This is a genomic window from Luteococcus sp. Sow4_B9 (assembly GCF_052116585.1).
In the GTDB taxonomy this organism is placed as follows: Bacteria; Actinomycetota; Actinomycetes; order Propionibacteriales; family Propionibacteriaceae; genus Luteococcus.
On record NZ_JBQKKT010000001.1, the window covers coordinates 163,358 to 185,871 of the forward strand.

The following is a 22,514-nucleotide window of genomic DNA, read 5'->3' on the forward strand; positions in this document are numbered from 1 at the left end:
ACTGTGAGACATGTTCGGCCCGCGACTGCCGGGGGCCTAGGATTCACCGGGTGAAGGCACTTCTGCTCGAGAACATCCATTCCGAAGCCACCCGCATCCTCACCGAGGCGGGCCTTGAGGTCGAGACTCGTCCCGGTGCGCTGGGTGAGGACGAGCTCATCGAGGCGCTGCAGGGCGTCAGCGTCCTGGGCATCCGGTCCACCACGCAGCTGACCGAGCGGGTCATTGAGGCAAGCCCGGATCTGCTGGCGGCTGGCTGTTTCTGCATCGGCACCAATCAGGTGGCCCTCGGCGCGGCAGCAGCCAAGGGAATCCCGGTCTTCAATGCGCCGTACAGCAACACGCGCTCGGTGGTGGAGCTGGCCATCGGGGAGATCATCGCCCTGGCCCGACGTCTGCCCGAGAAGAACCAGATGATGCACCAGGGCGTGTGGAACAAGTCGGCCAATGGGTCGCACGAAATCCGTGGCCGGGTGTTGGGCATCATCGGATATGGCAACATCGGCGCCCAGCTGTCGGTGCTGGCCGAGAGTCTGGGCATGAGCGTCATCTTCTACGACATCGCCGACAAGCTTGCCCTGGGCAATGCCCGTCGCTGCGACAGCCTGGAGGAACTGCTGGCTGAGGCGGACCTGGTCACCCTGCACGTCGACGGCCGTGCCTCGAATGAGAACTTCTTCGGCGAGGAACAGTTCGCGATGATGAAGGATCGCGCGATGTTCCTGAACCTGTCCCGCGGTCACGTCTATGACGTCGACGCGCTGGTGCGTCACCTGGAGAGCGGCCACATCGCGGGAGCTGGACTCGACGTCTTCCCCAGTGAACCGAAGAAGGCCGGCATGCCCTTCGAATCCCCGCTGCAGAATGTGCCCAATGTGATCCTGACCCCGCACGTGGGCGGCTCGACCAAGGAGGCGCAGGTGGACATCGGCCGTTTCGTCGCCGGCAAGCTGCTCGACCACGTGACCACCGGCGGAACCCAGATGAGCGTGAACGTGCCGGAGATCGTCGCCGGGGCGTTCGAGGGAACCCGTGTGCTGCACATGCACCACAATGTGCCGGGCGTGATGGCCCGCCTGAACCAGGTCCTGGCGCAGCACGACGGCAACATCACCTTCCAGACGCTGGCCACGCGCGGCGCGATCGGCTACGCGGTGATCGACGTGAGCGGGCAGCACCCGAACCTGCAGCACGAGCTGGCCGAGCTGGACGAGACGGTCCGGGTCCGCGTCATCTGATCATTGGACCCGTCGGACGAGGTCATCAGGCCGGATGGGGGAGCACCGCCCCGCCACGACCGTGGCAATGGCGAGTCCCAGGCCCGCTGACAGCACGGCCAACAGCGGCCAGACTGTCAGCGGGATGCCCAGCGTGATCAAGAGCGATGGCACTGCCAGGACCAGGACGGCGGTGGCCAAGAGCATTCCCCACAGCAAGACCTGTCCGGTATGGAGGACCATGACTCGGGTGCGCCAGCGTGCATCGGCGCCCACTGCCGAGAGCGAGGCCAGTACAGGTCGCAGTTCCGCGCCGGACAGTGCCAGGACCAGGAAGCCGAGCGCAAGCGCGATCAGGGTGATGGTCACCAGCCCGTAACCCAGCATCGCGCGCAGGACCGCGGCTGCGCGGGACCCTCGCTCGGTCTGCAGGATGTACCAACCCGAGCCAATGTCGGAGGACAGCATGCCCCTGATCTTCGACTCCAGGTCCTCGTCCACCGGTCCTGGAAGGACCCACATTTCGTTCTGCACGTAGGCGCTGCCCCCGAGCTCGCGGATTCCCTCAGCAGAGATGAAGGCCGTGGGCATCGACGAGTAGGTGCTCCGCTCGGTAATGGCGAGCGCTGGAGGAGTCATCGTCCGCAATGACTCGGCCTGGGTGCTCAGGGTGACCACACCTCCGGTCGACAGACGATCATCGGTCACCAGGACCGTCCCGTTGTTCCAGGCGGCCTCTTCCTGTTGCGTCAGTGACCGGCCGATCATGCGCTCGAGGTCTCCTCGCTCGGCCACTGTCAGACTGACGTCCGTCACGGGGAAGTCGTCAGGGGCTGTCACGGCCACCGCACCCCACCAGCTCAGGCGTGGCTCACCGGCAGATGGCGTCGGTTCGGGAGGAGCCGCATACGCGAAGCGGGCGAGCTCTCCGTGGCCAGCCAGGAGGTCCCTGATCGCCAACACGGTCGAGGGCTGAGGGGACCTGGTCATCATCACGACAGAACTGCCGTGCGGGGAGGTGGGCTGGTACTGGGCTCCCACCGAGGAGCCCTTGCCTCCGTAGGCACCCAGGAGCAGGCCAAAAGTGCTCACCAGGGTGCCGATCACTAGGGCCATCGTGGCCGTTCGCACCGGACTGCTGGTGGTGAGCCCGGCAGCGATCCTCGGCGCCGCCGATCCACGAGCACTGGCCCTGCCCTTGCGCAGATGGCGATGCAGCACCCCTGCCGCGGACAGCAGGGTGGCGAGAGAGCCCGCGAGCGTGAAGCCCGGGAACTGCCACATGGCCGCCAGCACCAGCAGCGACAGGCCGAAGACTCCTACTGTGCCGGGCCATTCCGAGAACCTGTGTCTGGCCGGCTTCCCTGCGGCACGTCGACGGCTTGGGCCCAGGGTCTCGGTCAGGGCAGGACGGGCCGCGACCCAGGACGCGATGGTGGGTAGGAGCAGCACCAGCAGGCCCAGGGCGGAAACCTGGCTCCAGGGGACCACCAGGGTTGCTCCCGCCAAGGACTGTCGGGCCAGGAACCAGGGCCGCAACACGGTGGCAATGAGCAGCCCACAGCCCAGGCCGACGAGGACGCCGGCCACTCCGGTCAGCAGTCCTTGGGCAGCGAACATCGTCATGAGCTGGTGACGATCGGCCCCCAGCGTCGCGAGCAGTCCCGTCTCCCGCCGCAGGCTCTGGGACGCGACGAGGTAGACGGCGAAGATGACCAGACCCAGTTCGAGCAGTACGAAGAGCAGAACTGACCAGGTCAGCGCGGTGGTCTCGTCCAGAGCCGAGGATGAGGACTCTTCTGCCAAGGTCTGCTGGAACTCGGCGCGGGTCTTGACCTGCCACCCAGCGGCCTCCATCTCGGTGGCGGAGGACGGGCTGGGTTCACTGGCGCAGTGCCAGACGATGTAGCTCACCGGCGCGGTGCTCGGCTGGTTGGCGGGCATCGTCGACGGTACGGGGACCACCGTGGAGGCAGTGTTCAGGCTTGTGACGACGAATGCCCTCGTCGTGTCCGTGGGCACGGCTGCCAGACCCACCACACGGAGCGGGACGGATGCGTCGCCCACACGGATCTCGTCGCCCACACCGATGTCCAGGAAGCGTGCGATGTGTCCCGCGATCATCGCCTCGCCGTCGGCAGTGGGCCAGCGGCCCTTGTCCAGGATGAAGCGTCCCGTGTGCTGATCGCTCTCTTCGAGGCCGTACACGATGCTTGCGACCTCACGGTCGTCGAGGCGCACATTGGCCGGGCCGATGATCTCTGGTGTTGCCGTGCCGGCGATGGTGGCGGGGAGGGCACGACGTTGTTGGGTGAGGGACTCCTCGACGGTCGAGCCCCAGCGATCCGTGGACAGAGTGGCCCTGCTTGCCCCGATCATCGACGAGACCTTGGTCTCCACCGAGAGTCGCGACGAGGCCTGGAGCGTCAGCAGGCTGACGGCGACGGCCAGCGGAAGTGCAAGGCAGGCGGTGATCAGCCCGGACCGCAAGGCCTTGCGCCGCAGGAGGATGAAGGCGAGCCGAGTCATCGTCCTCATCGTGTGGCCAGTCCAGACACCGGCAGGAACTGACCGTCCTGCATCCGGAGCACCCTGCTGGCACGAGCAGCCACGTCGGGGTCGTGGGTGGCGACGAGCAGGGTCGAGCCGCGCTGAGCCATCGTTTCCATGGCGTCCATGACGTGCTCCGAGTTCACGGAATCGAGGGCCCCCGTGGGCTCATCGGCCAGGATGAGTCGTTGTGTACCCATCAGCGCACGGGCTAGCGCGACCCGCTGCTGCTGGCCGCCGGAGAGGGTTGAGGGGAGCCTGTCCGCCTGGTCCACCAAACCGAGGGCCGCCAAGGCATCACGAGCCTCTGCGAGGCTGGCGCTTCGTGGTCGCCCGTCGAGTTCGGCCGGCAGCGCAACGTTGTCCAGCGCCGTCAGCATCGGAACCAAGTTGTAGTCCTGGAAGACGAAGCCGATGTGGCGGCGGCGGTGCCGGTAGAGCTGCTTCTCGGCCAGACCCGTGAGCTCCTGTCCGGCCACCTCGACCGTCCCGGAATCGGGATGGAGGAGACCGCCAGCGATGCTGAGCAGTGTGGACTTCCCACAGCCGCTGGGACCCATGATGGCGGTCATCGTGCCCGGTGCCAGGTCCAGACTGATGGACTGCAGGGCATGGACCGCCGCATCCCCGGCGTCATAGGTCTTGCTGACCCCGACCATCCTCAGCATGGCGGCTCCCTTGGGGTGACGAGGGGTGGTGCCCGGGACATGCCCGGCGCCACCACCGTTGGACATGTGAATCAGCGGTGCTGGAACTCACTCGAGTCCACTCCGAAGGTGCAGGAGTTCGTCGAGAAGTTCACTCCCTTGAAGGGGCCGCCCTGGTAGGGCGAATAGGCGTAGTTGGGCGACAGGTCACAGTTGGCGGCGAGGCGCACCTCGCGCACCTCGTTGTGGCTGCAGTTGTTGGCGAAGGCACGCCCGCCATTGCCGGTCTGGAAGGACTGCGACCCGCAGACGACGGTCGTTGCGTGGGCCGAGCCCACGGCGATTCCTGCGCCGCTCGCGGCGAGCAGCCCGATGAGAGCTGCCTTGACTGGGGTGGAAATGGATTGCTTCATTGCAAATCTCCTGACTCTTGTTGGGGGAATTGGGCCCGTTCAGAGGCTAAGGAGTCCAGGGGGGGGAACCTGCAAAGGGTGGGGCGAAGATGTATCCGATCGGATACTGGTCGCGGCACACCCAGGGGTCCACGGCCAGCGATCGCACCACCCAGCGGTGCCAGTGGGAGAGACGGTCGATGACAACAAGAGGACGCCGGAAACTGCAAGGCCGATGGTGCGCGGGATGGTCCAATCACTGGTGTTCATGGCTGCCATGCTGAGGGCGGTCCGGGTACTGCACCGCTTCGCGGAGAGACCGGTGCCCGATCGGAGAAACATCTTCTCCGATCGGCCCCCCGAGCCCCCCGCAAGCGATACTGATCGGGTGCAGGGAGGACAACGATGGCAAGCGGTTGTGCGTCACTCACCTGAACGCGCGATGTTCCCCTTGTTGGGTCTCATGGTGCTGGGTGTCGAGGTGTGGCCGGGGCTGGGGGTGATGCCAGCACGAGGGCCGATCCTGCTCACGTTGCCGTGCATCGGACTGATGATCACGGGTTGGCGCTGGCGTGGTGGGCCCGTGGTGACTGCTGTCGGATGCCTGTTGGTGATGGGGTTCGTCGACCCGAGGATCGTTGCCATGACGCTGGTTGCCCCGATGCTCCAGGTGGTGCACGTGGTCCAGAACAGAGGATTCCCCTTGGGGGTGGGGATTTCCGGCATTGGCTATCTCTACGCAGTCTGGGCCTCTATTCCGAACGCAACAAGTGCCTCGGACCATGTGGATATCTTGCTTGTCTGGGCCGTTGTCTATGCAATCTGCTGGGCCGTTGGCCTGCTACTTCCCGCATGGGTCACCTCGCGCGTGAGCTTCCTTGAAGGTGAGATCGAAAGGCAGCGATTCCAAATTGCGGCGGAGCTGCATGACACGGTGGCTCACGACCTTTCGCTGATCGTCATGACTGCTGAACGAGCGCGGGTCGATCCACAACTTGGCGGCCCAGAGGCACTGGGCCAGGTGGCGGAACGGGCTCGACGTGCCTCGATGCAATTGCGTGCTCTGATGACGCTCCTTGAGGTGGAGGCGGCACCGCCGTTGCTGGCCTTTCACAACGTGCTCGCCCACTCCAAGGATGCGCTTGCGCGCGCCGGGTTTGAGTCATCTGTGATGGTCCAAGGTGATCTTGGCAGGATCACTTCCTCGACGGGTGACCTCTTGTCGCGGCTACTCCGCGAGGCCGTGAACAATGTTGTCCGCCACGGCAGTCCCTCCGGTGGGTGCGTCGTGCTGATCAATGTTGAGGAAACGGTTGTCGAGCTGGGCGTCACCAATGTGTGTCATCGACCCACTGGGGAGGTCAGACCGGGGGTGGGCTTGACCGGCATGCGGGATCGTGTTGAAGCTGCGGGGGGCACCATGACCGTTTCGTCTCAATCTCCTGATTGGCGGCTGGCGCTGTCCGTGCCCATGCTGGGATGAATGATCTCGCGTCAGGGGTTCAGGTACCGCAGGGCCAATGCAGTCCGGTTTGCCACGCCGAAATGTCGGCACAGGCGGACGAGCGCCTTCTTCACAGTTGATTCGGACAGGAAGAGCGTGGCTGCAATTTCTTGGTTCGAGGCGCCTCTGCACAACAGGTCCAGAATCTCCTGCTCCCGGGACGTGAGGTCCGGGTGTTTCGGCTGCGACCCGGATGTCGAAATATTGGCGGAATTTCGAAAGGCGGGTGAGGTGGTGCTGATGGAAGAGTTGGCAAGACGGATGGCTGCCAGCAGACTCTCGGGTGCCAGGTCCTTGGTGAGCGTTCCCATGACATTTGGGGTGGGTCGCCAGGTCTTGTGCAGATCCGACGGATAGGACGTGAGGAGCAGGATTCGGACGCCTTCGTGCAGGGTGGCAAGTCGTTCGGCAACCTCGGGACCACTCATCGTGGGCATCCGGACATCCAGGATCAGAACATCGAGCTCGTCCTTGGAGGCGCGCTCGACAACCTCATGCCCGGAGCCGTAGCTGCCTGACAGCTCGACAGTGGGGTCGGTCCTGAGATAGGCGGCGAGCAACTCTCGCACCATGGGGTCGTTGTCGCACACCCCAACGCGGATCACGGGGCTTCCTCAGTCCTCGTCGTGGCGCTAGTCGGGCCTCAGGGCGTGCACAGCAGCCTCGTGCAGCAGACCATTCGTGGCGATGGCGCCCGGGCCGGCAACACCGTCCTGACCATCCAGGTTCGTGAAACGGCCGCCCGCCTCGCGGACGATGACGTCCAGGGCGGCCATGTCGTGCAGCGCCAGCTCGGGCTCACTCGCGACGTCGACAGCGCCCTCGGCCACCAACATGTAGCTCCAGAAGTCACCGTAGGCGCGGGTGCGCCAGCTCTCGCGCAACAGGTTCACGAAGTTCTGGCCGCGTCCCGAGGTCATCCACCCGTCGAGGGAGGAGTAGCTGAAGGAGGAGTCCGACAGGGCACCGACGCGGGAAACCTGGATGCGCTCGCCCTTGAGCAAGGTCTTTCCGGCGTAGGCTCCGTCGCCCTTGCTGGCCCACCAGCGTCGCCCCAGGGCAGGAGCACTCACCACCGAGGCGACGACCTCGTCGTTGACCATCAGTGCGATCAGTGTCGCCCAGACCGGGACGCCACGGACATAGTTCTTGGTGCCGTCGATCGGGTCGATCACCCAGCGGCGGGGACCCCACCCGGTGTCGTCGCCCTCCTCACCGTGCACGGCGTCCCGGGGGCGGGCCTTGGCCAGCGTCGTCCGGATCGCCTCCTCCGTGGCGATGTCGGCATCGGAGACCGGAGTCATGTCCGGCTTCGTGTCGATCCGAAGGTCGCCGGAGCGGAAGCGGCTCATCGTGATCGAATCCGCATTGTCGGCCAGCAGGTGGGCCAACCGGAGGTCATCGGTGTAGTTCTCGCGATTCAGGGGCGCCATGCAGGCCACACTAGCGGGTGCGGCCTCTCAGAGCTCCCACTCCTTGAGGCGACCTGCCTGCCACATGCGTCGGTAGCTGTCGAGCCGAGCAGCTCCCAGGTCACCGCGGGCCGCCGCAGCATCCAGGCCACACTCCGGATCATTGGCACCGTGCTGGCAGCCGCGCGGGCACTCGTCGGTGAAGCGTTGCAGGTCGCCAAAGGCCGCAAGCACGGACTCGGGGGTCACGTGGGACAGGCCGAAGCTGCGCACTCCGGGGGTGTCGATCACCCAGCCGTCCTCGTCGGGCAGCTCCAGTGCCATGGCACTGGTGGACGTGTGCCGCCCCCGTCCCGTGACGTCATTGACCACGCCAGTGGAGCGGTTCACCCCCGGGATCAGCGCGTTGACCAGGGTGGACTTGCCGACTCCCGAATGGCCGACGAAGACGGTGATGTGCCCCGCGAGCAGCTCTCGGACGGGGGAGAGGTCAGCGCCCGGTTCGGTCACCACGACCGGCACGTCGAGTGGGGTGTAGGCGGCCACCAGCTCGTCGGGTGAGGCGAGGTCTGCCTTGGTGAGGCAGAGGATCGGGCTGACGCCGGCGTCATAGGCGGCCACCATGATCCGGTCGATCATGCCCATCCGGGGTGGCGGATCCGCCAGGGCGGTGACGATCATGATCTGGTCGGCATTGGCGACGATCGGACGTTCGAACGGGTCGGTGTCGTCCGCGGTCCGGCGCAGGACGGTTCTGCGTTCCTCCACCGCGACGATTCGGGCCAGGGTTCCCTCGTCGCCGGAGACATCCCCGTCCAACCGGACCATGTCACCGACGATGACACCCTTGCGTCCCAGCTGCCGAGCCTTGGTCGCGGTGACCAGCACGTCGTCCAACTGGCAGCGATAGCGGCCGCGGTCAATGGTGATCACGCGGCCGATCGGCAGCTCGGAGTAGTCGGGGCGGTCCTTGGTACGCGGGCGGCTCCGCTTTCCCGGACGGTCGAAGCTCTCCAGATCGTCGGAGCGCAGGTTGCGGCCCATCGCCCCCCGCACGGCGCGCGGGCTCATCGGGTGGTCCCCAGCATGCCGGTCCACAGCTGGTCGAAGTCATTGATCGTCTTGGTGGTGCAGGCCACGTCATCCACTCGGCACCCGGGAACCACCAGGCCCAGCAGGACCGCGGTGTGCACCATGCGGTGGTCGGCATAGCTGCGCAGCAGCGCGGGAACCAGGCCCGTTCCAGCGGGGCCCACGCCGACGATCTCCAGCCCGTCGGCGGTCTGCCGCACCGTGCCACCGACGCGGCCCAGCTCGGATTCCAGTGCGGCCAGTCGATCCGTTTCGTGGCCCCGGATGTGGGCCACACCTCGAATCACACTGGTTCCGGAGGCGAGCAGCGCCAGGGCCGCCACCACGGGGGTCAGTTCGCTGGAATCGTGCAGGTCCACGTCGATCGCGGCCAGCCCACCGGATCCGCTGACGGTCAGCTCGTCGCCGACGAGCTCCACGTGCGCCCCCATCCGGGTCAGCACATCACGAATCCGGTCGCCGCCCTGGGTCGTGTCCGCGGGCCAGCCGGGCACGGTGGTGCTGCCACCGGTCAGGGCTGCGGCGGCCAGGAAGACGGCGGCACTGGTCAGGTCGGGTTCGATGCGTTGGTCGAGGGCGTGCACGGGGCCGGGCTCCACCTCCCACAGGTCGGCCTCCACCTCTCGCACGCTCACCCCACGCTCGTGGAGCATGGCGACGGTCATGTCCACATGAGGACGGCTGGGCACGGCTCGGCCCTCGTCCGAGACATGACGCAGCCGCAGGCCATTGGGGAAGCGGGCGCCGGCCAGCAGGAGGCCGGAGACGAACTGGCTGGATCCGCTGGCGTCGATGGTGACCTCGCGTCCGCCCAGGTGCTGCGATCCGGTCACCGTGCAGGGGATCGCGTCGCCCTCCACGTGGGCGCCGAGCTGGCGCAGGCCTTCCAGGATGGGGGAGAGCGGACGCTGGCTGGCCTCGGGATCCCCCGTGAACTGGGTTTGGCCGTCGGCCGTCGCGGCCAGCGGTGGGACGAAGCGCATGACGGTACCCGCCAGGCCGCAGTCGATGGGATCCTCCGGCGTCCGGAAGGTTGTCGGCGGATGCACCTGAACCCGGCCGCCGTCGGCCTCGATGCCGACCCCCAGTTGCGCCAGCGCCCTGCGCATCAGTGCGGTGTCGCGGGCGTCCAGAGCTCCGGTGATGGTGCTGGGGCCATCGGCCAGGGCGGCGAGCAGCAGTGCCCTGTTGGTCTCGGACTTGGAGCCGGGGACCTCCACCCGGGCATGGAACGACCCTGGCGCGACGGGAATCGGCCAGGGCTCGTTCGGGCTGTGCAGGGGCGTCACGTCTGTGGTCACGCCCCGATTGTGGCAGGTGTGGTCACGAGAGGAGGGACTCGACCTGCTTGCCGAACTGTTCGGCCTGCTTGCGGCCCTGCTTCTCGTACTTCTTGGCCTGCTTCTCCAGCTGCTTCTTCTCCTTGGCGGCCGCCTTGCTGATGGCCTGGGCCTGCTTGTTGGCGCGGTAGGAGAGCGACGGCTTGCCCTGCGTGTCCTGGCTGGCGATCAGTGCGGCACCCAGCAGGGCAACATTGCGGAGCATCAGGGAGCGAGCGGCGGTCTTCTCCTCAGCCGACGCGCCCTTGGCAGGACGCGAGGCCAGGACGTGGGGCACCATCGAGGCGCCCAGGACTCCTGCGGAGAGGCGCCGACCCAGGCCGGTGGCCAGACCGAGACCGCCGAGCACCTGGGCGATGCCGGTGGCGCGCACCAGGGTCTTGGTCTCCTCGGGAACATAGGTGGCGACGCTCGGGGGCGCCACCTGCTGGACCAGGGGCACGACCTTGCGAGCGATCGGCTCGGCGTCCGCGACCATCGATTCCGGCTTGGCCGCGGCCTTCGCGCCGTTGACAACGAAGAAACTGGCGAGCATGGTTCGCCCGGCTGCACGAGTGAGGTTCATGCTTCCTTCCTATCGGAGCACCCGAGAGCGTCACAAGGGATTGCGCACTGGGCGAAACTGCCTCCCTTTCTCTGGCAACATTCCTGTCGCTGGCAACCTCCCTGTCGCTGGCAGGGGGGCCCAGTCGCTAGCGTGGACACCATGTGTGGGCGATACGCGGCATCGGCGAGCCAGGACCTGCTGGTGGAGACCTTCGAGGTTGACGAGGTGGTGGAGCTGGAGAGCCTCCCTCCGCTGGCGCCGCGGTACAACATCGCGCCCACCGATCCCGTCCCGGCGATCGTGGAGCGTCACGACCGGGTGACGGGCGGGGTGCGACGCAAGCTCGTGCGCCCCCGCTGGGGTCTGGTTCCCAGCTGGGCCAAGGACCGCAGCCGGGCGGCCAGCCTGATCAATGCCCGCAGCGAGACGGTGGACAGCAAACCGTCCTTCCGCAAGGCCTTCACGCATCGACGCTGTCTCCTGCCCGCCGACGGCTACTACGAGTGGTACACCCGCCCCGCTGACAGCGGCACTGGACGTCCCACCAAGCAGCCGTACTGGATCCACCCGGTGGCTGGTCACGACGACGTCCCGCTCATGGTGATGGCCGGGCTCTACGAGTTCTGGCGTGATCCCGCCCTGCCCGCAGAGCACCCCGACGCCTGGCTCACCACCTGCACCGTCATCACCACCCAGGCCAGTGACGCCCTGGGCCGGATCCACGACAGGATGCCCATGCAGGTACGGCGTCGAGACTGGCAGGACTGGCTGGACCCAGACCTGAACGATCCGCTGGCGGTGCACGACCTGCTGCATGCCCCGGCACCGGACGAGATGACCGCGCACCCCGTCTCACCCCTCGTGGGGCAGGTGCGCAATGACTCGCCGAACCTGGTCGAACCCCTGCCCGACGGCGGCGATGCCCCCACGCTGCTCGCCTGATCGGCGGCGGCCGACCGCACGTCGCTTCGGCCGGGCGCGGAATAAAGATCCCGGCACGGTGCGTTCCCCAGTCGTGATGAAGCTCCTCGAACGACCAGTGCAAGGGCACGCCGCCGCGACGTCGCCGCAGGATTCGGTACTGTCGTACGTGATGACTCTTCCAGGTGCAACCCATGACGAGCTGGACGCCGCCGCGGACCAGCAGTCCACCACGCCCATCGGCGAGCTCGAGGAGGTCTTCGCCAGCGAGGAGACTGACGAGCAGCGGGCCGCACGTTTCGAGCGCGACGCCATGGTCTACCTCGACCAGCTGTACGGCGCCGCCCTGCGGATGACTCGTAATCCCGCCGACGCCGAGGACGTCGTGCAGGAGACCTACGCCAAGGCTTTCAGCTCCTTCCACCAGTTCACGCCGGGCACCAATCTGAAGGCGTGGCTGTACCGCATCCTCACCAACACCTACATCAACAGCTACCGCAAGGCGCAGCGACAGCCGCAGACCACCGGCGGGGCCGATGTCGAGGACTGGCAGCTCGCCCAGGCCGAGTCCCACACCTCGACCGGACTGCGTTCAGCGGAGATGGAGGCGCTCGACCGAATTCCGGACGGCGCGGTCCTCGAGGCACTGAACTCGCTGTCGCCGGACTTCCGTACCGCGGTCCTCCTGGCCGATGTCGAAGGCTTCGCCTACAAGGAGATCGCCGAGATCATGGGCACTCCGATCGGTACCGTCATGTCTCGGCTGAACAGGGGTCGCTCGCAGCTGCGCGCCAAGCTCGCCGACCACGCCCGTCGCGAAGGCATCGTGCGTTCGGCAGGTGACTCGAATGAGTGAGCTGCACGAGGAGGATGCGTGTGTGCGAGCACTGGGGCAGGTGCAGGCCTTTCTGCACGGCGAACTCGATGAGCACGACGAGGACCTGATTCGCCTGCACTTGGACGCCTGTGAGAAGTGTCTGGAGAACTTCGACGTGGAACAGGCCATCAGCGCGCTCGTGCGGCGCTGCTGTCCTCCGACGCACGCCAGCTCCGAGTTGCGGATGCGCATCGTCTCACTGTCGGTGACCATGCGCGGCGAACAGGATTCCTGACCTACGCGCCCCACACACGATTCAGCCCCCGACCAGACGGTCGAGGGCTGAATGTGTTGTTGCTCTGTGGTGCGGAATCAGGCGTTGGGACGCTTGCCGTGATTCGCGCCATTGTTCTTGCGAGAGCGACGCTTGCGTCCACGCTTGCTCATGACGACTCCTCATCCAGGTCTTTGGTCAGCGACGGCACCCGCGGTGCCGCGCTCCCGGCTGCGCCGGGCACGAGACACGATTATTCCACCCGGGGCCCCGGGGACGCCAAATCGGCGCGCTGGCTAGGGTAGTGGGCATGCTCTCGATGTCACAGGTCGTCAAGGATCACACCGTTCTCGGGGAGGCGGACAGGGCCTGGTTGTCCGGCCTGGTCAACGAGTGGCACCTGCTGGCCGACGTGAGCTTCAGCGATCTCATCCTGTGGGTTCCGGATGGGGACGACAACATCTTCTGGGCCGCGGCGCAGATCCGCCCCAAGACCGGGCCGACGGCGCTGGAGGACGACGTCGTGGGCGACGACATTGCCTACGATCCCGAGCACCTGGTCACCTCGGCCTACCTGTCCGAGTCCATCTGCGAGACCAGCGACAACAAGCTCAGCGCCGGAATCCCTGTGGACGTGCAGGCCATCCCGATCCTGCGGGACGGTCACTGCATCGGGGTGGTGGAGCGGCACACCAACCAGATGGGCGTCCGCGCCCCCGGCGCGCTGGAGGACACCTATCTGGAGGTCGCCGACATCCTGGTCGAGATGTTGCACCACGGAGAGTTCCCCATCTCCCCACCCAGTGACCAGACCTTCAGCCCCAAGGTGGGCGATGGGCTGATGTCGCTCTCTCCGCTGGGCAGCATCAACTTCGCCAGCCCCAATGCCGTGTCCGCCTATCGGCGTCTGGGGCACCTGGGCGACGTGGAGGGCGAACACTTCCGCGCCTTGACCCAGAGTCTCGTCGACGGTCTGCAGGAGGTGGGGCAGAGCGTCGGGACCGACCTGTCCGCTCGTCGCGTCCTGGAGCACGAGGTGGCCAATTCTCGGGCCAGCGTCCGGCTGCGGATCATCCCCCTGGTGTCCGACGGCGAGATGGTCGGGACCCTGGTCCTGTGTCGAGACACGACCGTCTTGCGGCTCCAGGAGCGCCAGCTGGTCACCAAGGACGCGACCATCCGGGAGATTCACCACCGGGTGAAGAACAACCTGCAGACCGTCGCGGCGCTCCTGCGCCTGCAGTCGCGCCGAATCCAGTCCGACGAGGCCCGCGGCGCACTCAAGGAGGCCATGAGCAGGGTCTCGGCCATCGCGGTGGTGCACGAGATCTTGTCACAGTCCTTTGACGAGGAGGTCGACTTCGATGACGTCGCCGATCGGATCCTCAAGATGGTGGGCGACGTGTCCGCTTCATCCGGAAAAGTGATCGGGCGACGTGAAGGTAGCTTCGGTCTGGTGCCTGCCGGAGCGGCCACCTCACTCTCCCTGGTGATGACCGAGCTCTGCCAGAATGCCGTGGAGCACGGCCTGGACTCTTCCTCGGGCGTGGTTGTCGTACGGCCGCAGCGCTCAGCCGAGGAACTCGTCGTGGACGTGCTCGATGCCGGGGCGGGACTGCCCGATGGCTTTGACATGACCAACACGAACAGCCTCGGGCTGTCGATCGTCGGGACTCTTGCACAGGATCTGGGCGGAGGCTTCGAGCTGACCAATCGTGAGGATGGCCAAGGGGCCAGGGCCCGGATCACGATTCCGACCAGACGCTGGTGATCACTGCCCGACGGCGGCACATGACGACAGCCGCCCGTATTCCCGGGCGGCTGTCGTCATTGAGCAGCAGGTGAGTGGATTCTTGGGTCAGGAGTTGCGAAGGCGGGAACGCGCCTGGCGCCGCTTCATGGCGCGACGCTCGTCCTCGCTCAGTCCGCCCCAGACCCCGTGGTCCTGTCCGGCCTCGATGGCCCAGGCCAGACACTGCTCGCGAACCTCGCAGCGGCGGCAGACCTTCTTGGCCTCCTCGATCTGGAGGATGGCCGGCCCGGTGTTCCCGATCGGGAAGAAGAGCTCGGGGTCCTCGGTGAGGCAGGCGGCCTTGTGGCGCCAATCCATCAGTTGTACTCCTTAGAAAAAGTGAACGGGTCGCAGTCCGGCACGCCCCGGGTGAGGGGTTGGCGGCGGGCAACCAGGGCAGGGTCCACGGACGACCGAGAAACCAGCCTAGATGAGTGTGGCAACTAGTGGGCCGGATGACAAGGGATTGGCTCACACTCGTCGAAAACCCACATAGAGTTAGCGGGTGTCCGAAATCGACAGCATGAGCCATCCGTCCTCGTCAGGGAACCTGACATCACGAAAGCTGGCGATCGGTGGAACGATCATCGCCGCGGTTCTATTCCTGGTGGTCGGCATCGGATCGCTGGTGGTGAACAACGGGATCTTCTCCGCCGGCATCGCGGTGATGCTGATCCTCTACGCCTGTGCCCTGCTGGGGTTGGCCTGGCTGTCCGTCAAGGGACTGGGGGGCATCGCCAATGGCCTGATCGCCGCCGCGGCGGTCCTGCATACCTTCGTCGCCGGTTCCACGGCCAAGGGCTCCGACGCCTGGTGGCTCTGGATCTTCGCGGCGGTGGCGGCAGTCACCGCCATCGCAGCGGGCAAGGTCCATCTCGACGAACTGAAGGTCAGCGTCTGAGAAACCTCCGGATCGTCACACGAGCGACTGGGGCGGGGCCTCTGGAATGATCCAGGAGCCCCGCCCCAGTGCGTGTCTCAACGTTGCTCGCCTCGTGCCCCGGTGCGGGCCGCGAAGAAGCGCTCAGTCGTCCTCGTCGTCGAGCCTGGCGAGCCAGGTGGCCAGCCGCTCCACCGGAACCTCGAACTCTGGGTTCAGGTCCACGAAGGTGCGCATCTGCTCGGCGAGCCAGTCGAAGCTGACCTCCTCGTCTCCACGACGGGAGGCCAGCTCCTCCAGGCCACGATCGGTGAAGTACATCAGTCGGCGAAGGCGCGCGCCATCAGGTCACGCTCCTGGTCCATGTGGACACCATGCGATCCCACCGACGGCGCGGCAGCAGCCGGGCGGCTGATGACACGCATCTCGAGATCGCGCGACGGCAGGTACTCCTTCACGGCCGCCGGCAGGTTGAGCGCCAGGAAGGGCCACGGGCCCTGGTTCTCGGGCTCGTCCTGCACCCAGCGGATGTCGTTGACGTGCCCATAGGCCTTGAGCTCGTTGGCCAACTCCTCGGCAGGCAGCGGGTACAGCCGCTCCAGCGGGATGATGGCCACCTTGCCGTCCAGACCAGCCTTGGCGCGGGCCTGCACCAGCTCCCAGCGCACCTTGCCGGAGCAGAGGAGAACCTTCTCCACAGCGCTCGGGTCGGTGATCGTGGGATCGGCCAGCACCGGACGCCACGTGCCATTGGTGAAATCCTCCGGCTGGCTGGTGGCCAGCTTGTTGCGGAGCATCGACTTCGGCGTGGCGATGACCACCGGGCGGTGCCAGTTCACGTAGGCGTGCTGACGCAGCAGGTGGAAGTGGCTGGCCGGCGTCGAGGGCTGGCAGACCGCCAGATTGTTCTCGGCACAAAGCTGCAGCCACCGCTCGATGCGGGCCGAGCTGTGGTCCGGTCCCTGACCCTCATAGCCGTGGGGGAGGAGCAGGACGACGCCCGACTTCTGGCCCCACTTCACGAATCCGGAGGAGATGTACTCGTCGGAGACGCTCTGGGCGCCGTTGACGAAGTCACCGAACTGGGCCTCCCACATCACCAGTGCCTCGGGAGCAGCCACGGAGTAGCCGTACTCGAAGCCCAGCACCGCGTACTCGCTCAGCAGCGAGTCGTAGATGTCGAAGCTGGCCTGGTCATCACTGAGGTGCTTCAGCGGCACGTAGGCCTCGTTGGTGTTCCGGTCCACGATCGCACCGAAGCGCTGGCTGAAGGTGCCACGACGCGAGTCCTGGCCGGTCAGGCGGACCGGGCGTCCCTCCATCAGCAGCGAACCCATGGCCAGCAGCTCGCCGGTGGCCCAGTCGATCGGGCCCTCCTTGATCTGCTTGGCACGGCGGGCCAGCTGCGGCAGCACCTTCGGGTGGCCGGTGAAGCCCTCGGGAATCTCTGCGTGCACCCGGGCCACCGCATCCATCATGTCCTGGCTGATGGCCGTGCCGGCATTCTCGTTCGGCTTGGTGGGGTAGTAGGGCACGCGCGTGTACTCGTCGTCGTCACCGGAGAGCTGCTTGGCCTCCTTGAAGACGTCCTCCAGGCGGGCGCGGAAGCGGTTCATCACGTCCTCGGCGTCCTCGGTGGTGATGAGGCCACGGCCGATCAGGCTCTCCGTGTACAGCTTGTGGGTGGATCGCTTCTGCTCGATGAGGTCGTACATGTTGGGCTGGGTGAAGCTCGGGTCATCGCCCTCGTTGTGGCCGCGACGGCGGTAGCAGACCAGGTCGATCACGACGTCCTTGTTGAACTGCTGGCGGTACTCGAAGGCGATTCGGGCAGCCCGGACGCAGGCATCCGGGTCGTCACCGTTCACGTGGATGACGGGAGCCTGGATGACCTTTGCCACATCGGTGCAGTAGACGCTGGTGCGCGACTCGACCGGGGACGTGGTGAAGCCCACCTGGTTGTTGACCACGATGTGCACGGTGCCGCCCACGCGGTAGCCGCGCAGCTGGCTCATCTGCAGCACCTCGTAGACGACGCCCTGGCCGGCGAAGGCCGCGTCTCCGTGCAGGAGGATCGGCAGCACCGGGTATCCCTCGCCGCCATTGAGCGCGCTGGGCAGACGATCCAGCTTTGCTCGGGTGATGCCCTCCAGCACCGGGTCCACGGTCTCCAGGTGCGACGGGTTGGCCGCCACCGAGGTGCTGATCGTGTTGCCGCTCGCGGCACTGAACTTGCCCTCGATGCCCAGGTGGTACTTCACGTCACCCGAACCCTGACCACCTGCGACGCCGATGTTGCCCTCGAACTCGCGGAAGATCTGGCCGTAGCTCTTGCCGGCGATGTTGGCCAGCACGTTCAGACGGCCGCGGTGCGGCATGCCGATGCAGACCTCGCTGAGGTGCTGGTCGGCAGCGAGCTCGCAGATCTCGTCCAGCAGCACGATGGTGGACTCGCCACCTTCGAGGCTGAAGCGCTTCTGGCCGACGAACTTCGTCTGCAGGAAGGTCTCGAAGATCTCCGCTTCGTTGAGCTTGTCGAGGATGCGCAGGTGCTCCTCGCGGGGCAGCGGCGTGTGCGGCTTCTCGAACTTGTCCTGGAACCAGTTGCGCTGCTCCAGGTCCGAGATGTGCATGTACTCGATGCCCATGGTGTGGCAGTAGGAGTCACGCAGGATGTCGAGGATCTCGCGCAGGGTCATGTAGCTGCGGCTCTCGCCAGCGAAGGTGCCGATGGCGAAGTGACGATCCAGGTCCCACACGGTCAGCCCGTGGGCCTCGAGCTCCAGCTCGGGGTGGCTGCGCTGGCGGTACTCCAGCGGATCGGTGTCCGCCATCAGGTGGCCCAGACTACGGTAGGCCTGGATCAGCTCGACGACGCGAGCCTCCTTGGGGACCTGGCTGTAGCGGTGGGCGCTGACATCGGTGTCCCAGCGCAGCGGCGGGTAGGGAATGCGCAGGCTCTCGAAGATCTTGTCGTAGAAGCCGTCCTCGCCCAGCAGCAGCTGGTGGATCTTGCGCAGGAACTCACCCGACTGAGCACCCTGGATGACGCGGTGGTCATAGGTGGAGGTGAGCGTCATGATCTTGCTGACGCCCAGCTCGTTGATCCTGCTCTCGCTGGTGCCCTGGAATTCCGGGGGGTAGTCGATCGAGCCGACGCCCAGGATCACGCCCTGACCGTTCATCAGGCGGGGGACCGAGTGGTTGGTGCCCAGACCACCGGGGTTGGTCAGCGAGGCGGTGACCCCCTGGAAGTCGTCGACTCCGAGCTTGCCCTCGCGCCCCTTCTTCACGACCTCCTCATAGGCGGCCCACCACTGCATGAAGTCGAGCTGCTCACAGCCCTTGATGGCGGGGACGACGAGGTTGCGGGTGCCGTCGGGCTTGACCAGGTCGATGGCCAGGCCCAGGTTGATCGACGGGTTCTCGACAAGGACGGGCTTGCCGTTCTCTTCGTCGTAGCCATTGTTCATGGCGGGGATCGCCTTGAGCGCCTGGATCATGGCGAAGCCGATGATGTGGGTGAAGCTGACCTTGCCACCCTTGGAGCGCTTGAGGAAGTTGTTGATGGCCGTGCGCTGGTCGATGACCAGCTTCATCGGCACCGAGCGCACGGTGGTGGCCGTCGGCATGGACAGGGAGGCGTCCATGGCCTTGGCCGTACGCATCGGGACACCCTTCATGACCGAGCGCTTCGGCTCCTGCTTCTCGGTCTTGGGGCGGTTGGCGGGGTTCGGGGCATTGGCGCTCAGGCCCGAGGCATGACCTGGGGTTGCCGGGGCCTCGGTGCGGACCTCACGCTGCTCGACCTTCGTGGCAGCGGGCTGCGCGGCGGACGCATCGGAGCCCTTCTCAGGGGTCTTCTCAGTGGCGGGCTTGGCGGCCGGGGCCGCGGCCTTCTGGGTGGCGGGCTGCTGGGTGGCGGCCTTCGGGGCAGGAGCCGACGGTTGCGAGGGAGCAGGCTTGGGCTGCTTCGAGGCCGCAGTGTCACCTGCCGGCTTGTTCTTCTCGAAGTAGGCAGCCCACGTGGCATCGACGCTGTTCGGGTCGGCCTTGTACTGCTCGAACATTTCCTCGATCAGCCAGTCGTTGGCGCCGAAGTCGCTTGAGGGGTCTTTGTGGGACATGTGTGTGTCGGTGGCCCGGGCCACCATCGCCTTCTTCCGGTGTGTGTTGGCCTGCGGCAGGCCCCTGTGCCTACCTGGGGTTGATGTTAGTCGTTCCACCGGTGGCTTGGGCAAACCGATGGGAAAGGAGTGCGGACAGCGTCCACCAGATGGTCAACAGTGTCAGACTGGCGAGACCCACATTGCGCAGCAACAGTGTCCAGGTCACCCAGGTGTTCGAGGGATCGGCTGACAGCAGTTCGCCGTATCGACGCGGGTAGATCGTCTGGGTGGCGGCGGACAGCACCAGACAGATCCCGCAGACCACGAGCGCACGGTTGCGATCACGTCCCGCGGGGGTCAGTGCCAACCATGCAGCGCTGACCGCTCCGAGCCAGGCCATGTACTGGGGCGAGAGGGCCTTGTTGGCGGAGATCATCACCAGGACCAGCGCCAGACAGGCCAGCGCCCGAGTGGCGGGTTCCATCGGACGGCGCCAGAACAGCCAGCCGGTCAGGATCGCGAACAGGACGCCGAGACCCATGGCGATGCTGGCAAGGTTCAGCAAACCCTCAATCCCCGGACCGGTGATCTCGTAGGCATTGAAGGGGGACATCTGGACCTGCCAGCGTGCATCGGCGCCTGCCGTCTGCTCGGGCCCACCGAGCGAGCGCAGCACCATCGGACCCGTTGCCCACACGCTCTCGATCTGCAGCCCTCGTTCCGACTGCCATCCCAGGGGCGAGAAGAGTCGGGTGAATCCGGCCGTGAGCAGGGACAGGAAGGCTAGGCCCAGACCCGTGGCCCAGAAGTGGATGGTGCGTCGACGCGACTGGGGCTCGTGCCCCACGAATCCTGCCAGGAGCAATGCTGGCCACAGCTTGATGCCGGCGCCAAGGGCCAGCAATGAGCCGCTGAGTCGAGGGCGCCGGGCCACCAGGAGCACGGCGGCACCGACGACGACTCCGGCCAGCAGGTCATAGCGGAACCAGATCAGGGGTCCCATGGCAAAGGTGAAGGCGGACCAGTAGATGGCCGCCGTTCGGGAACCCTCCGTCCACAGCCACACCGCAAAACCAAGGTCGAGGATGGCCATCAGGAGGGCGAAGACGATCACGTAGACGTTGACATTGGTGTCGGCGGGCCAGCGCATCAGATCCAGGAGCCACACCACGGGCATCGGGTACTCGCGCAGGGTCACCGGATAGCCGCCGCTTTGGTTGAGCTGCGCAAAGTAGTACTTCACGTCGTTGACGATGTACTGCTGGTGCATCGTCCACTGGCGCAGCATCCATCCCCGCGACACGATCCAGAGTGCGATCCAGGCCACCGGGTGGGTCACGAGGCGCCGCAAGGCGTCTGCCGAGGGGCTGTCGGTTCGGGACGTGCTCGGAGTGCTCATGATCTGGGAGTCCGGTGCCTTTCGAGGCTCGACGATGTCAGCTGGCCGGATCCAGACCCTGGGGCTCGTCGCGAGGGAAGAGGAAGCTCCAGATCCAGGCGCAGACAACGTACAACGTCCAGCACAGGAGAAGGTTGCGCGCCACGAGAACACCGGTGGCGGCGATCATGCCAGGGCGGTGCCCGACCAGCGACGCATACCCGATGGGATAGATCACCTGGGTGAGCAGGCTCACCAGCAGGGTCCACTCACTGATCTCGGCCAGATGGTGCTCGTCGCAGCGGGCCTGGTGGCTGCCGCGCACTCCCTCACTGGCCATGGCCCAGCCGGCGGCCAGCGGACCGCCCACCCAGATGATGTACTGCGGGGAGAAGGTCTTGTTCGTGACGATCATCACGTAGACCACCAACAGCATCAGGGCGGCGCCCTCGATGAGTCGCTGTTCAGGACGTCGGACCCACACGACGTAGGCCGCCACGGCGCCGAGCAGGCCGATGGCGGTGGCCACCGTCGACGCCTGCTGGAAGGCGTCGGTTCCCGGGCCCGAGATCTCCCACGCATTGAAGTCGCTGACCGCCACCCAGTAGGAGTGCGGATCCACGAGGCGTCCGATCATCGGGATGCTGGCCCAGACGCTCTCGATCTGCAGTCCTCGGTGACCCTGCCAGCCCAACGGGGAGACCAGCCGGTCCCACCCGGCCCACAGCAGACTGGCGAGCGCCAGTCCGCAGCCGGCACCCCAGAATCCGATGGTCGTCCAACGACGATTGCGGCGGTTGACCTCCCGGGGCGTGCCGGCGAACAGGGCGGGCCACAGCAGCGCCGGCCAGAGCTTCAGGGCGGCGCCGATGCCCACCATGGCGCCGGCTGCGGTGGGGCGGTGCTTGCGCAGCAGCAGCAGTGCCCACCCCGCGAGCACTGCGGTGAGGATGTCATAGCGCAGGTACGCGGTGGTTCCCACCAGGGGGACGAAGGCAGACCAGAAGGCGATCGCCTTGCCACGCAGACGGCCACCCTCGCGCCACAGCGTCCAGCTGAACAGGGCGTCCACCAGGAACATCAGGAGGAAGAAGGCCGCCACATACGCCCACCGGTGCCCGAAGCTGAACAGGTCCGGCAGTTTCAACAACCACAGCACGGGGGTGGGGTACTCGATCATGGTCGCCTCTGGGCCGTAGAGGTCCATCGTCGAGATGTTCTCGTAGTAGTAGCGCGTGTCTCCCAGGGTGAACAGCATCGCCGCCCATTCCAGGAAGAGGACGACCCTGCTGATGACCCACACCCTCAGCATCAGTCGAGGATCGTTCAACCGCTCGGAGTCCCACCAGGACCGCCACGGGCTCGACGGGGTGAAGAATCTGCGCTCAGTGGCGCCTGGCGGCGTGACGACGGTTCTCTTCTCGCTCACGTGACCCCCGGTAGGCGGGCCGCGCCCGCGACGACTGACTTGACTGTCGCACCACCGGTCCGGGTGATGACTGGGTCCTGGTGATGATGGCGCCCCCGGCAGGATTCGAACCTGCGCTCCCGCCTCCGGAGGGCGGTGCTCTATCCCCTGAGCTACGGGGGCCAGCCCCAACAGGGGCAGGGAACACCCTAGCAGGCTCGGGACGGGTCTCGT

At 66.3% G+C, this 22,514-nt stretch carries 21 protein-coding genes and 1 tRNA gene; 7 read left to right on the top strand and 15 right to left on the bottom strand.

Going from position 1 to position 22,514, the window contains the following annotated elements:
* Positions 1-50: 50 nt before the first annotated feature.
* The gene (serA, locus tag ACTQ49_RS00720; protein WP_441825920.1) at positions 51-1,238 is read left to right on the top strand and encodes a phosphoglycerate dehydrogenase; all 1,188 of its coding nucleotides are present in this window, start codon (positions 51-53) and stop codon (positions 1,236-1,238) included.
* Here serA and ACTQ49_RS00725 read toward each other — a convergent pair whose 3' ends face one another.
* The 3 genes from ACTQ49_RS00725 to ACTQ49_RS00735 all read right to left on the bottom strand — a co-directional run bounded on the left by ACTQ49_RS00725 (position 1,239) and on the right by ACTQ49_RS00735 (position 4,827).
* Positions 1,239-3,746 (bottom strand): FtsX-like permease family protein, encoded by a 2,508-nt coding sequence (locus ACTQ49_RS00725; protein ID WP_441825921.1) that lies wholly within the window; start codon positions 3,744-3,746, stop codon positions 1,239-1,241.
* 5 nt (positions 3,747-3,751) lie between these two features.
* Positions 3,752-4,435, bottom strand: a complete 684-nt coding sequence (locus tag ACTQ49_RS00730) for an ABC transporter ATP-binding protein (RefSeq protein WP_441825922.1) — start codon at positions 4,433-4,435, stop codon at positions 3,752-3,754.
* A 71-nt stretch (positions 4,436-4,506) separates the two neighbouring features.
* On the bottom strand, positions 4,507-4,827 hold the full coding sequence (locus ACTQ49_RS00735) for a hypothetical protein (protein WP_441825923.1): 321 nt from the start codon (positions 4,825-4,827) through the stop codon (positions 4,507-4,509).
* A gap of 247 nt (positions 4,828-5,074) precedes the next feature.
* Here ACTQ49_RS00735 and ACTQ49_RS00740 point away from each other — a divergent pair, with 247 nt between their 5' ends.
* A complete protein-coding gene (locus ACTQ49_RS00740) occupies positions 5,075-6,289 on the top strand; it encodes a sensor histidine kinase (protein ID WP_441825924.1) in 1,215 nt (404 codons plus the stop codon).
* Between the two features lie 11 nt (positions 6,290-6,300).
* Here the strand turns inward: ACTQ49_RS00740 and ACTQ49_RS00745 are convergent, their stop codons facing one another.
* From ACTQ49_RS00745 to ACTQ49_RS00765, 5 genes are read right to left on the bottom strand one after another with little or no spacing between them, the layout of a single operon-like run.
* On the bottom strand, positions 6,301-6,915 hold the full coding sequence (locus ACTQ49_RS00745; protein ID WP_441825925.1) for a response regulator transcription factor: 615 nt from the start codon (positions 6,913-6,915) through the stop codon (positions 6,301-6,303).
* 27 nt (positions 6,916-6,942) lie between these two features.
* On the bottom strand, positions 6,943-7,743 hold the full coding sequence (locus ACTQ49_RS00750) for an inositol monophosphatase family protein (RefSeq protein ID WP_441825926.1): 801 nt from the start codon (positions 7,741-7,743) through the stop codon (positions 6,943-6,945).
* A 27-nt stretch (positions 7,744-7,770) separates the two neighbouring features.
* A complete protein-coding gene (rsgA, locus tag ACTQ49_RS00755; protein WP_441825927.1) occupies positions 7,771-8,793 on the bottom strand; it encodes a ribosome small subunit-dependent GTPase A in 1,023 nt (340 codons plus the stop codon).
* A complete protein-coding gene (gene aroA, locus ACTQ49_RS00760; protein ID WP_441825928.1) occupies positions 8,790-10,115 on the bottom strand; it encodes a 3-phosphoshikimate 1-carboxyvinyltransferase in 1,326 nt (441 codons plus the stop codon). Before aroA ends, rsgA begins: the two co-directional genes overlap by 4 nt.
* Positions 10,116-10,137: 22 nt before the next feature.
* The gene (locus ACTQ49_RS00765) at positions 10,138-10,719 is read right to left on the bottom strand and encodes a DoxX family protein (RefSeq protein WP_441825929.1); all 582 of its coding nucleotides are present in this window, start codon (positions 10,717-10,719) and stop codon (positions 10,138-10,140) included.
* Positions 10,720-10,860: 141 nt separating this feature from the next.
* Between ACTQ49_RS00765 and ACTQ49_RS00770 the strand changes: the two genes are divergently transcribed.
* The 3 genes from ACTQ49_RS00770 (at position 10,861) to ACTQ49_RS00780 (ending at position 12,734) form a co-directional block, all read left to right on the top strand.
* The gene (locus tag ACTQ49_RS00770; RefSeq protein WP_441825930.1) at positions 10,861-11,643 is read left to right on the top strand and encodes an SOS response-associated peptidase; all 783 of its coding nucleotides are present in this window, start codon (positions 10,861-10,863) and stop codon (positions 11,641-11,643) included.
* A 151-nt stretch (positions 11,644-11,794) separates the two neighbouring features.
* Positions 11,795-12,478: a sigma-70 family RNA polymerase sigma factor gene (locus tag ACTQ49_RS00775; protein WP_441825931.1), complete on the top strand. Its 684-nt coding sequence runs from the start codon at positions 11,795-11,797 to the stop codon at positions 12,476-12,478.
* Entirely contained in the window at positions 12,471-12,734 is a 264-nt protein-coding gene (locus tag ACTQ49_RS00780) for a zf-HC2 domain-containing protein (RefSeq protein ID WP_441825932.1), read from the top strand. The genes ACTQ49_RS00775 and ACTQ49_RS00780 overlap by 8 nt, the downstream gene beginning before the upstream one ends.
* A gap of 77 nt (positions 12,735-12,811) precedes the next feature.
* Here ACTQ49_RS00780 and ACTQ49_RS00785 read toward each other — a convergent pair whose 3' ends face one another.
* A complete protein-coding gene (locus ACTQ49_RS00785) occupies positions 12,812-12,886 on the bottom strand; it encodes a 50S ribosomal protein bL37 (protein WP_420177056.1) in 75 nt (24 codons plus the stop codon).
* A gap of 137 nt (positions 12,887-13,023) precedes the next feature.
* On the opposite strand from ACTQ49_RS00785, the gene ACTQ49_RS00790 reads away from it, so the two are divergent.
* Complete coding sequence (locus ACTQ49_RS00790; protein ID WP_441825933.1) at positions 13,024-14,484, top strand: sensor histidine kinase; 1,461 nt, start codon at positions 13,024-13,026, stop codon at positions 14,482-14,484.
* An 87-nt stretch (positions 14,485-14,571) separates the two neighbouring features.
* Here the strand turns inward: ACTQ49_RS00790 and ACTQ49_RS00795 are convergent, their stop codons facing one another.
* Complete coding sequence (locus ACTQ49_RS00795; RefSeq protein ID WP_094764718.1) at positions 14,572-14,823, bottom strand: WhiB family transcriptional regulator; 252 nt, start codon at positions 14,821-14,823, stop codon at positions 14,572-14,574.
* Positions 14,824-15,010: 187 nt separating this feature from the next.
* On the opposite strand from ACTQ49_RS00795, the gene ACTQ49_RS00800 reads away from it, so the two are divergent.
* Positions 15,011-15,406 carry a hypothetical protein gene (locus ACTQ49_RS00800; protein ID WP_441825934.1) on the top strand — a complete coding sequence of 132 codons (396 nt, stop codon included), beginning with the start codon at positions 15,011-15,013 and terminating at the stop codon, positions 15,404-15,406.
* Positions 15,407-15,529: 123 nt separating this feature from the next.
* Here the strand turns inward: ACTQ49_RS00800 and ACTQ49_RS00805 are convergent, their stop codons facing one another.
* The 5 genes from ACTQ49_RS00805 to ACTQ49_RS00825 form a co-directional block, all read right to left on the bottom strand.
* Entirely contained in the window at positions 15,530-15,706 is a 177-nt protein-coding gene (locus ACTQ49_RS00805; protein WP_441825935.1) for a DUF6104 family protein, read from the bottom strand.
* Positions 15,706-19,512 carry a multifunctional oxoglutarate decarboxylase/oxoglutarate dehydrogenase thiamine pyrophosphate-binding subunit/dihydrolipoyllysine-residue succinyltransferase subunit gene (locus tag ACTQ49_RS00810; protein ID WP_441825936.1) on the bottom strand — a complete coding sequence of 1,269 codons (3,807 nt, stop codon included), beginning with the start codon at positions 19,510-19,512 and terminating at the stop codon, positions 15,706-15,708. Before ACTQ49_RS00810 ends, ACTQ49_RS00805 begins: the two co-directional genes overlap by 1 nt.
* A gap of 70 nt (positions 19,513-19,582) precedes the next feature.
* Positions 19,583-20,893: a glycosyltransferase 87 family protein gene (locus ACTQ49_RS00815; RefSeq protein WP_441825937.1), complete on the bottom strand. Its 1,311-nt coding sequence runs from the start codon at positions 20,891-20,893 to the stop codon at positions 19,583-19,585.
* Between the two features lie 37 nt (positions 20,894-20,930).
* Positions 20,931-22,301 (bottom strand): glycosyltransferase 87 family protein, encoded by a 1,371-nt coding sequence (locus ACTQ49_RS00820; RefSeq protein ID WP_441825938.1) that lies wholly within the window; start codon positions 22,299-22,301, stop codon positions 20,931-20,933.
* Positions 22,302-22,388: 87 nt separating this feature from the next.
* A tRNA-Arg gene (locus ACTQ49_RS00825) sits at positions 22,389-22,463 on the bottom strand.
* Positions 22,464-22,514: the final 51 nt, after the last annotated feature.